We start from the raw sequence: 10,077 nt of genomic DNA, 5'->3' as shown, positions 1-10,077 counted from the left end.
CATACCTGTCCCCCCCCCCCCCGCCCCGTCCGTTGGGGGGGCCCGCGGGGGGGGCCCCCCCGCGGGGCCCCCGCGGGCCCGGGCGCCGGGGGGCGCCCCCGCGGCGGTGGTACCCCGCCTGTCCGCCCGTGTCTACCCGCGCTCCCACAGCGCGGGGACCTTCGGCGGCTCCCAGCCGGTCAGGGCGGTGTGAGCCTGCAGACAGCGGTAGGTGACCCCGCCGTATGTGACGCGGTCACCCGCGTTGTAGAGCGCTCCGACCGCCCAGCTGCCGCCCGGCCCGGTCGGCGGATCGGTCGGCGGATCGGTCGGATCCGTCGGGTCCTGGGCGACGTCGAGGACGAAGTCGAAGGTCCCCTCCTTCCCGGATCCCACGGACCGGACGTTCATCAGGAGCGCCGGGTCGTAGAGGGCGTCGGTGTTGTTGCGGGGTTCGCCCGGGAAGTACAGCTGCGTGGTGAGGATGCCCGAGCCTGGGGCCTGTGCCTTCACGTGGATGTGCCGGGTGCGGCCGGGATACAGCCCCGCCACGACCGTCGTGATCGTGAAGGCGCCGGACCCATCGGTGAACTGGTGCCCGCGGAAGGCGTAACCGCTCATGTCGTACGCACCGTTGGTGTCGGCCTGCCAGAAGTCGAGCAGCACTCCGGGGATCGGCCGGCACTCCCGGCCGAAGACGTAACCGCTGACCGTGAGCGGGACACCGGGGGTTCCGGCGGTCACCAGGCTGGTGCGGAGCGGGGAGTCGGGCTTGAAGTACGGGCCCTCCATCTGGTCGTGCGTGGGGCCGTCGCCGTCGTCGCAGTCCGGCGTCGGGGCGAGCGGCACCCCGCCGGAACCGGCGTCGCGCGCCAGCGCGACCCCGCCCCCGGCGAGCAGCGGGACGGCGGTGGCGACCAGGGCCGCCTTGAGGAGGGTCTTGCGGCTGATGCGCCGGTCACCGGCGGAGCCTTCGGCCGGGACGGATGTCGGGTCGGGAGTCATGGCTGGTTCCTCGGGGTGGTGGGGGAGGGCACGTGCGGGTGCGGGGGCCCGAGGTCGGGGCTCGGGCCCCCCGTTCCTCTGTCTCCGGAGGGGTTCGGCCGGGCTGCCGGCTTTACAGGGCCTGCCAGAGCGCAGGAACGTTCGGGGGCGTCCAGCCGGGCTGCGCCCGGTGTCCCTGGAGGCAGCGGTAGCTGCCCGAGCCGTACGTCACGACGTCACCGGCGGCGTATGCCGTCCCGGCCGCCCAGCTGCCGCCCGGATCGGTCGGCGGGTTCGTCGGGTCGGTCGGCGGGTCGGTCGGGGTGCCGCTGGTGACCAGGGTGAGTCCGTACGCCTGGAGCGCCGGGTTCACCGGCTGGAAGTACGTCGTACCGCCCTGGGAGCAGTTGCCGGTGCCGCCGGAGGTGACGCCCTGGGCCTGGCTGCCGGAGACGAACGAGCCTCCGGAGTCGCCCGGTTCGGCGCACACGTTGGTACGGGTCACCCCGGAGACGGTGCCCTCCTGGTAGGTGACGCTGCTGTTGCGCTGCTGGACCGTGCCGCAGTGCCAGCCGGTCGTCGAGCCGGAGCGGCAGACCGACGAACCCTCCAGCGCCTCGGTGGACCCGGTGACCGTCACGTCGCCGTTGCCGTAGCCGTTCACCAGCGGGCGCGGGGTCCAGCCGGTGTTCGCGGCGACCCAGGAGTAGTCCCGGCCGGGAAAGGTGGAGCCCTGGAAGGAGCCCTGGGCCTGCTGGTTGTACCCGCTGGTGCTGACACCCGGGGTTCCGCAGTGCCCGGCGCTGACGAAGCCGCCCTGGGTTCCGCGCTTGACGGGGAAGCCGATGGAGCAGCGTCCGGAGCCGTTCATGTAGTACGCGTCACCGCCCCGAAGATCGGTGAACGTCCGCGGCACACCGGACGACTGAGTGACCGTCACCAGTCCGCGGGCGACACCTGCAGCGGAAAGGAAGCTGTCGGCGGCGGCGCTCCGGCCGGCCTGGACGACGACGCGGTTGGTGGCGACGTCGACGTACCAGGCGGGCACGTCATCCGGGGCCTTGCGCAGCGCCACGCGGTCGAGGGCGGCCTTGGCGGAGGCGAGTTCGGCCAGGCTGTGGTCGACGACGACGGGCCTGGCGCCCGCCTCGGCGATGCGGCCGGTGTCCGCGGCATCGGTCGTGGCGACGGTCAGCTCCGCCGCCTCGCCGCTCACCCGGGCCCCGGCGAACCCGGTGCCGAGCGAGCGCCGCAGTCCGGCGGCCACGACGGCCGCACGGGATTCGTTGCCGATCCGTTCCGTCGCCTGGTCGGCGGTGAGTCCGAGATCGCGCTGCATGGCCTTCAGCAGACCGGGCGAGAGCCGGTCTGCCCCGGCGGCGGGGGCTCGGGGGGAGGGGTCGGCGGACGCGGTGCCGGTCAGTCCGGCAAGCGCGAGAGCACCGACGGCCACGGTGGCGGTACACGCGGCCAGTGCACGTCTGCGGAGCATGGATCTCTCCACGGAACTCTCCTTGAATTCGGGGGAATTGCCGACAACGTAGCCGCGTACACGTCAGCTGCAGGAGATCCCGTCCGCCCCATCGCATCGCGTTATGGGGCTGCCCTGACCGGCGGCGATGCGGTGAAACACACACGCATGCCCTCCCCACACACGGTCCGTGCGAGTAGGTTCCTCTCATGCGAATAGGCCAGATGCTGGGCAGCGGGCGCTCCGCCGACGTATACGAACTGGACGAGCAGTGGGTCCTGCGGCGCTACCGCGACGGACTTGACGCCACCCACGAACTGCCCGTCATGGCCTACCTCTCGGCCTCGGGCTACCCGGTCCCCCGGCTCGGCCTGCAACCCCCGTCGGCCGGCCCCGGCGATCTGGTCCTGCAGCGGCTGACCGGTCCGACGATGCTGGAGTCCCTGCTCAGCGGCGACATCGACGGCGCCGAGTGCTCCGCCCTGCTCGCCCGGCTGCTCGCCGAACTGCACACCGTCCCGGCCCGGCTCTCCCCGGATCCCGAGGACCGGATCCTCCACCTCGACCTGCACCCGGACAACGTGATGCTGACGGCCGACGGCCCGGTGGTGATCGACTGGAGCAACACCGAGGAGGGCCCGCCCGCCCTGGACCGGGCCATGTCGGCGCTGATCCTGGCCCAGGTGGCCGTCGATCCGGACAACCCCGCGGCGGGCGGCGGACGCGCGCTGCTGACCGCCCTGATGCCGCACCTCATGGCGGACGGCGGTGTCCCGGCCCGCCATCTCGCCGACGCGGCGGCCCGCCGGGACACCAACCCGACGATGAGTCCGGCCGAACGGGACCTCATCGGCGAGGCGGTGGCACTGGTCACCGCGCTCTCCCACTGAGGCCGACTCCGGCCGGGCACCCGGACTACTCCCGCGCACCCGCCGGTTCGACCGGCCGGACGCGCAGCGCGAGCGAGGCGGGCACCACCGAGAAGACCACGGCCAGGAGCGCGCTCACCGCGACGACCGGGCCGATGGTCCCCCATGGGACGACGACCTCCGAGTCGACGCCGAGCAGTCCGAGTGCGGTCCGTACGCCGAACAGGTTCAGCGCGGCCACCGCCCCGCCGAGCACCGCGCCCACCGCCACCACGATCAGCGCCTCCGTCCCGACCAGCCGCAGCACCTGCGCCTTCGTCGCGCCGGCAAGCCGCAGCACCGCCAGGTCGCGCACCCGGTCGGAGGTCGCCATCACCTGAGTTCCGGCCAGCGCGATGCCCGTGTACACGAGGGCGACGAGAAGGATCATCAACAGCCCGATACGGGTGTTCTCACCGGACTGCCGTTGGTTCTCCGTGAGCCACCCGGCCCTCGTCACCACCTCGGTGCCCGTCGCCCGGCCGGCCGCCTCCAGCTGCGCCGCGACGGCCGCACGCCCGGTGTTCCCGACGATCTTGACGTCGATCCGGTCGACCGCGGCACCCCCGGCGTTGCGCGGGGTCACGTACACCCCGTTGTTCCCGGTGCCGGTGCTCAGCACGGCCGCCACCCGCAGGGTGACCTTGCGGCCGTCGGCCAGCCAGACGCCGACGCGCTCGCCGATCGTCGTGGTCATCCACTCCTCGTTGACGACGATGGAGCCGTCGTCGAGGCCGGCAAGGCTCCCCGCCACCACGGGAGGCGACGACACCGCCGCCGCATCGGCCGGGTCCACGGCCCGCGCCTCGGAGCCGACGAGCGCCGTGCCTTCCTCCAGGACGGTCACGGCGGTGGACCGCGAGGCGCTGACGACGACGCCCGGGATCCGCCGGGCCCGTTCCACGAACTGCCGGGGGAGCGCGCCTCCCCCGCCGCCCGCCGTGGCCACGAAGTCCGAGGTCACCTGGGTGCGTGCCTCGGCCGCCCTGGCCTCGCCGAGTGTCGCCGTCGTGCCCGTCAGCGAGGCGGCCAGTGCCACGGTGACGATCACGGGGGCGGCGACGGCGGCCGTTCTGCGCAGTGCGGCGGAGGCGTTCTCCCTCGCCAGTACGCCGGTGGCGCCCGGCAGTTGGGCGGGCAGCCAGGCGAGCAGGCGGGTGACGGGCCGCACGAGGACGGGTGCGAACAGGGCCAACCCGACGATGAACAGCATCGGCTGGGTGACGTACGTCTTGCGCTTGAGGACACTCCCCGGGTCCTGCACGAGGGCAATGCCCAGCAGCACCGCACCGGTCAGCAGGGCGGTGGCGCCCAGCAGCACCCGGCTCAGGGGCATCGAGCCGCTGTCGACGGCGGATTCTCGCAGCGCCTCGGCCGGTCCCACCCTCCCGGCCCGGCGCGAGGCGGCGACCGCGCCGGCGAGCGCCACGGCGATTCCGGTCCAGAAAGCGGTGTGCAACGGCCAGTTCCGGTCGCCGAGCGCGAACCAGTGGGGCGCGATCCCCTCGCCGGTCATCCAGGAGACGAGCCGGGGCGCACCGAGGACACCCAGCAGGCAGCCCGCCGCCGACGCCAGTACGCCGATGACGACCGCTTCCGCGTAGACCATCCGCCGCACCTGCCCGGGGGTCGCGCCGGCCGTGCGCAGCAGACCGAACTCGCGGCGGCGCTGGGCGACCGCGAAGGAGAACGTCGACGCGACCACGAAGACGGAGACGAACGCGGAGATGCCGGCGGCCGTACCCAGCAGCGCGTTCACCGAGACCAGCGCCTCGGCGTCCCGGTCCGGGTCGGGGTCGGCCCGGCGGCGGTCGTCGCCGGTGAGCACCGCCATCCGGTCCTCCCGGTCCACCACCGCACGCACCGCGGCCGGATCCGCGTGCACCACCACGGCGTCGACGGCCGGGGAGATCGCGGCGGCCTCGGCAGCGGTGAAGAACACGGCGGTCTCGAAGCCCGCGGGGCGTACCGTGCCGACGACCGTCCGGAAGCCGGTCCCCGCAGCGGTGGCGACCGCGATCCGGTCCCCCGTACGCACGTCGGAGCCGTCCCCCGCGGTGACGACGACCTCTCCGGCGGCGGCCGGGGCCCGTCCGGCGGCCAGCCGGTAGGGGGTGGCGGCCGCGACCGGCCACGGGTGGCCGACCGTTCCCCCGCCGTCCTCGTCGAGGCGGGCGTCGCCGACCGAGACGGGGAACGTCCGGTCCTCGACCGTACGGCCGAGCCGCGCGAGAGCGGTGGCGAGTTCCGCCGGGACCGACCGGGGCGAGGCCAGCTCCTGCGTACGGACTCCGATCGGGGTCCGTACCCGCAGCCGGTCCTCACCCCGGACCACGACAGGGGCGGCGGCGAACCGCCCGGGTCCGTGACGGGGGGCGTCGAACGTGGCCGCGAGGGCCATCCCGGTGGTGGCGACGATCCCCACACCGAGGGCCAGCGCGAGGAAGGAGCCGACGAAGGTGACCCAGCGGGTCCGCATGCCGCGCAGCGCCGGGCTCAGCACGGGACCGCCGCCATCCGTGTCATGCGCGCGGCGACCTGCTCGGCGGACGGGGAGGACACCTCGTCCCGCACCCTGCCGTCGGCCAGGAACAGCACCCGGTCCGCGTAGGAGGCGGCGACCGGGTCGTGCGTCACCATGATCACGGTCTGGCCCTCGTCGACCATGGTGCGCAGCAGCGTCAGTACCTGGCGGCCGGTCGTGGAGTCCAGCGCGCCGGTGGGTTCGTCACCGAACAGCACGTCGGGCCGGGTGACCAGGGCACGGGCCAGGGCCACGCGCTGCTGCTGACCGCCGGACAGCTCGGCGGGCCGGTGCCCGGCCCGTTCGAGCAGCCCCACCCGCTCCAGTACGCCGAGGACCTCGGCCCGCTTCGGCCGCCGGCCGGCCAGCCGCAGCGGGAGCGCGACGTTCTGCTCGGCGCTGAGCGAGGGAAGCAGGTTGAACGCCTGGAAGACGAAGCCGATCCGGGTGCGTCGCAGCAGCGTCAGCTTCCGCTCGCTGAGCCCGGTCAGCTCGGTGTCGCCGAGGAACACCTGCCCGCCGGTGGGCCGGTCGAGACCGGCCGTGCACTGGAGCAGGGTGGACTTGCCGGATCCTGACGGGCCCATGACGGCGGTGAACGTGCCCCGGGGAATGTCGAGGCTGACCCCGTCCAGCGCGGTGACCGCGCCGGTGTTCCTGCCGTAGGAGCGGGTGACCGAGCGGAGCCGGACAGCTGCGTGATTCATGGACACCACTCAACCGGCGCCGCTCCTCACGCACATCGCAGCGAGAGGGAGTCCCCGAGGTGGAGGCAGCTCCACCTCGGGAGTGGACCTCACCGGGTGGTCCGCCTCTCCCGGCCCGGCCTACGGTTCCCTCATGCCCTCCCCCGCCGCCCCCTACGGTGATCCCCCGCCCTCCCCCGGCCTCCGGCAGGCGCTGGGACAGCGCGGATACGTACGCACCGCCTGGCCGTGGCGCGCCGCGCTCTACCTGCTGACGAGCGTGCCCCTGGGCCTCGCGACACTGACCGCACTCCTCCTTCTGGCCGTCGCGGGCAGCGCGCTCACCGTGATCCTGATCGGTATCCCGCTGCTCCTCACCCTCGTGCTCGCGGGCATCCCGCTGGCCGCTCTTGAGCGGCGCAGGCTGCGGCTGCTGGACCCCCGGCCGGTCGCCGCGGCGCACCGGGAACCCGACGGCACCGGTCTCCCGTCCTGGCTGCGCACCCGTCTCCAGGAGCGGGCCACCTGGCGGGAGCTGGGCTATGCACTGCTGTTCGCCCTGGTGCTGTGGCCGCTGGAGGCGGTGGTCATGGGGACGGCCCTCCTCGTCTGCGGCGGGCTGATCGCCGCGCCCGCGATGCTGGCCGCGAGCGGCGGCGAGGAGGCCCGCGTGCTCAAGGTCTGGCTGATCGACACCTATCCGCCCGCCTTCGCGGCGCTGCTCGCCGGACTCGTCCTGATCCCCCTGTTCGCTTATCCGCTGGGGGCGTTCGCAGCCGGCCGGGCCATGCTGACCCGCCAACTGCTCTCCGCGCCGGAGGCCGGAGTCGACTCCCGGCTGCGCGAGCTGGGCCGCTCCCGGATTCGGCTGGTGGACGCCTTCGAGGCGGAGCGGCGGCGGATCGAACGCGATCTGCACGACGGTGCGCAGCAGCGGCTCGTCGCCCTGTCCATGACGCTCGGCCTGGCCCGGCTGGAGAGTCCGGCCGAACCGCTGGCCGGGCTGCTCGCCAAGGCCCACAAGGAGGCCGGGGTCGCGCTGGTGGAGATCAGGGAGCTCATCCAGGGCATCCACCCCCAGGTCCTCACCGACCGCGGACTGCAGGCGGCGGTGGAGGATGTCGCCGACCGTTCGGTGGTCCCGGTGGAGGTGGACTTCGACCTTCCGGACCGGCCCTCCCGAACGGTGGAGACAGCCGTCTACTTCGCGGTCTGCGAGGCGCTCGCCAATGTGGCCAAGCACAGCGGGGCCGGGAGCGCCCGGGTGACCGGCCGGACGGAGAGGGGCCGGCTGGTGGTGGAGGTGTCGGACGACGGCGTGGGCGGCGCCGGCACCGGCCGCGGTACGGGGCTCCAGGGCGTGGCCGACCGTGTCTCGGTGCTCGACGGCCACCTGCTAGTGTCCAGTCCGCCCGGCGGGCCCACGGTGTTTCGGCTGCAGGTCCCCATGTCACTTGCCGATACGAGGACTTGAGCGTGCGCATCGTACTGGCCGAGGACAGTGTGCTCCTGCGGGAGGGACTGGTCGGCCTGCTGGAGCGGTTCGGTCATCAGGTGGTGGCGGCCGTGGGTACGGCGGACGAGCTGACCGCGGCCGTGGCCGAGCACGGCCCGGACATCGCGGTGACCGATGTACGCATGCCTCCCGGCTTCTCCGACGAGGGCCTGCGCGCCGCGATCGAGCTGCGCACCCGGCAGCCCGAGCTGCCCATCCTCGTACTGAGCCAGTACGTCCAGCGCACCTACGCCGAGGATCTGCTGGACTCCGCGGACGGTACGGGTGTCGGCTATCTGCTCAAGGAACGCATCGGCGACGTCGAGGAGTTCGTCGACGCCCTGCACCGGGTGGCCGCCGGGAACACGGTCGTGGACCCCGAGGTGGTGCGCGGGCTCATCCGACGCCGCCGGGACCCACTCTCCCGGCTGACCGCACGCGAGCAGGAGGTGCTGGCGCTGATGGCGGAGGGCAGGTCCAACGCGTCGATCGCCGCCGCGATGACGGTCAGCGAGGGCACGGTCAGCAAGCACTTCGGCAGCATCCTCGGCAAGCTCGACCTGTCACTGGACGACACCACGAACCGCCGGGTGCTGGCGGTGCTGGCGTACCTGCGGGGCTGAGGCAGCTCCACAGGTACGCCGGTGATCGCGAATGCCGTCGCCCCCACCGTGGTCCGCGGCAGGGCGCCCGCGCCGCGCCGGGCACACGCCGGCCGAGGCAGGTACGCCGGTACGCAGGCACGCCGGTGATCGCGAATGCCGTCGTCCCCGCCGTGGTCCGCGGCAGGGCGCCCGCGCCGCGCCGGGCACACGCGGCCGGGCCGAACCACCGGTCCTCCACGGCAGATCGGCCCGATCCGTCACCAGGACCGGAACCGGCGGGCTTTCCCCCAGCGCTCTCCCCGGTCCCCGCAGGACCTACTCGTCGAGGACCTTGACGACCTTCACGACCTTCGACGTCGGGATCGGGTGCGAGTCGGCCTTGATCCAGCGCATCGCGAAGGTGCCCTCACGGTGCCCGTCGGTGTCGATCCAGTTGCCGTGGCCCGGATCCTGCGACGCCACCACGATGGTCAGGGTGCCGTCGGCGTTGAGCTCGGCCGTGTGGTTGTTGATGTAGATGTTGGTGCGGTGGTAGTCGAGGGACTCCACCCAGAAGTTCTGCAGTACGAAGTTGAAGTACTCGCAGTCCGGCACCTCGGTCTCGATCACCCACGCCTCGTCCTGTGCGAGCTTCCAGTACCCGTGGAGGTAGAAGATCGTCGGATCGCCACCGGCGCTCTGGAAGAAGTCCTGGCCCCAGTCCACGATTTCGTTGGCCCGCGGCTGGAACTTGCGGCTCCACTCCAGGAAGGTGTTCGCCGTGCCCCGTACGTTGGCTACGGCTGCGGCGAGGCGCCGGCCGGTCTCCTCCGGGGTCGGCGGGGTGAACTCGCCGTCCGGGTCCAGGCATTCGATGGACAGGTCGGCCGCGCTCTCGTTGACGCGGTCCTGGTAGGTCTGCCGCACGGAGATGAGGTTGCTGTCCGGCGCGAGCGGCAGCCAGGCGCCCTCCGCGGGCTTGTCGACGCTCGCGGTGAACGAGAACCGGCCGTGCTCGTCGACCGGGAGATCATGGCCGTGCAGGTCGCCGGTCTGCAGCATGGTGCCGTCGATGTGGTAGCGGTTGACGCGCGATCCGAACGTCAGCAGCGGAATGTTCCCGCGTGTTCCGGTGATCCGGTAGCTGTACTTGCCGGAGATGTTGGCGCGCATGTAGACGTTGTCGGGGTTGTCGGCCCCAATCTTGGTCCTCATGTTCGGGTTGGGTGCCGAGGTGAAGCTCGGCCAGCGCGGATCGGTGTACTCGACGCAGTTGATCGTCGCGTACCTGAGCAGGCGGCTCAGGTAGCGGATCCCCTCGGCCTGCGTCAGCGGATCCTGCGGCACGATCTCGTCCTGCAGAATGTTCCCGGCGTCGAGCAGGTCGGCGCAGAACTTCTCCCACACAGCGTTCACGGTCTTCTCCTTCGGTCGGTCGGACGGGGA

8 protein-coding genes are annotated in these 10,077 nt (G+C 72.7%); 3 read left to right on the top strand and 5 right to left on the bottom strand.

The window, feature by feature from the left end:
* Positions 1-132: 132 nt before the first annotated feature.
* On the bottom strand, positions 133-984 hold the full coding sequence (locus tag ABT025_RS35470; RefSeq protein WP_351002787.1) for a carbohydrate-binding protein: 852 nt from the start codon (positions 982-984) through the stop codon (positions 133-135).
* Positions 985-1,096: 112 nt separating this feature from the next.
* Entirely contained in the window at positions 1,097-2,455 is a 1,359-nt protein-coding gene (locus ABT025_RS35465) for an alpha-lytic protease prodomain-containing protein (protein ID WP_351002786.1), read from the bottom strand.
* A gap of 188 nt (positions 2,456-2,643) precedes the next feature.
* On the opposite strand from ABT025_RS35465, the gene ABT025_RS35460 reads away from it, so the two are divergent.
* The gene (locus tag ABT025_RS35460) at positions 2,644-3,324 is read left to right on the top strand and encodes a phosphotransferase (protein ID WP_351002785.1); all 681 of its coding nucleotides are present in this window, start codon (positions 2,644-2,646) and stop codon (positions 3,322-3,324) included.
* Positions 3,325-3,349: 25 nt separating this feature from the next.
* Here the strand turns inward: ABT025_RS35460 and ABT025_RS35455 are convergent, their stop codons facing one another.
* Complete coding sequence (locus ABT025_RS35455; RefSeq protein WP_351002784.1) at positions 3,350-5,845, bottom strand: FtsX-like permease family protein; 2,496 nt, start codon at positions 5,843-5,845, stop codon at positions 3,350-3,352.
* Entirely contained in the window at positions 5,839-6,573 is a 735-nt protein-coding gene (locus ABT025_RS35450) for an ABC transporter ATP-binding protein (RefSeq protein WP_351002783.1), read from the bottom strand. Before ABT025_RS35450 ends, ABT025_RS35455 begins: the two co-directional genes overlap by 7 nt.
* A 133-nt stretch (positions 6,574-6,706) precedes the next feature.
* Here ABT025_RS35450 and ABT025_RS35445 point away from each other — a divergent pair, with 133 nt between their 5' ends.
* Positions 6,707-8,026 carry a sensor histidine kinase gene (locus ABT025_RS35445; protein WP_351002782.1) on the top strand — a complete coding sequence of 440 codons (1,320 nt, stop codon included), beginning with the start codon at positions 6,707-6,709 and terminating at the stop codon, positions 8,024-8,026.
* A 2-nt stretch (positions 8,027-8,028) separates the two neighbouring features.
* On the top strand, positions 8,029-8,670 hold the full coding sequence (locus ABT025_RS35440; protein WP_351002781.1) for a response regulator: 642 nt from the start codon (positions 8,029-8,031) through the stop codon (positions 8,668-8,670).
* A gap of 297 nt (positions 8,671-8,967) precedes the next feature.
* Here the strand turns inward: ABT025_RS35440 and ABT025_RS35435 are convergent, their stop codons facing one another.
* Positions 8,968-10,047 (bottom strand): DUF1214 domain-containing protein, encoded by a 1,080-nt coding sequence (locus ABT025_RS35435; RefSeq protein WP_351002780.1) that lies wholly within the window; start codon positions 10,045-10,047, stop codon positions 8,968-8,970.
* Positions 10,048-10,077 lie beyond the last annotated feature (30 nt).

The organism is Streptomyces sp. NPDC002809, from assembly GCF_040295435.1.
Lineage (GTDB): Bacteria > Actinomycetota > Actinomycetes > Streptomycetales > Streptomycetaceae > Streptomyces.
The sequence above is the reverse complement of the archived record's forward strand: the minus strand, read 5'-3'. Positions and strand labels throughout refer to the sequence as shown.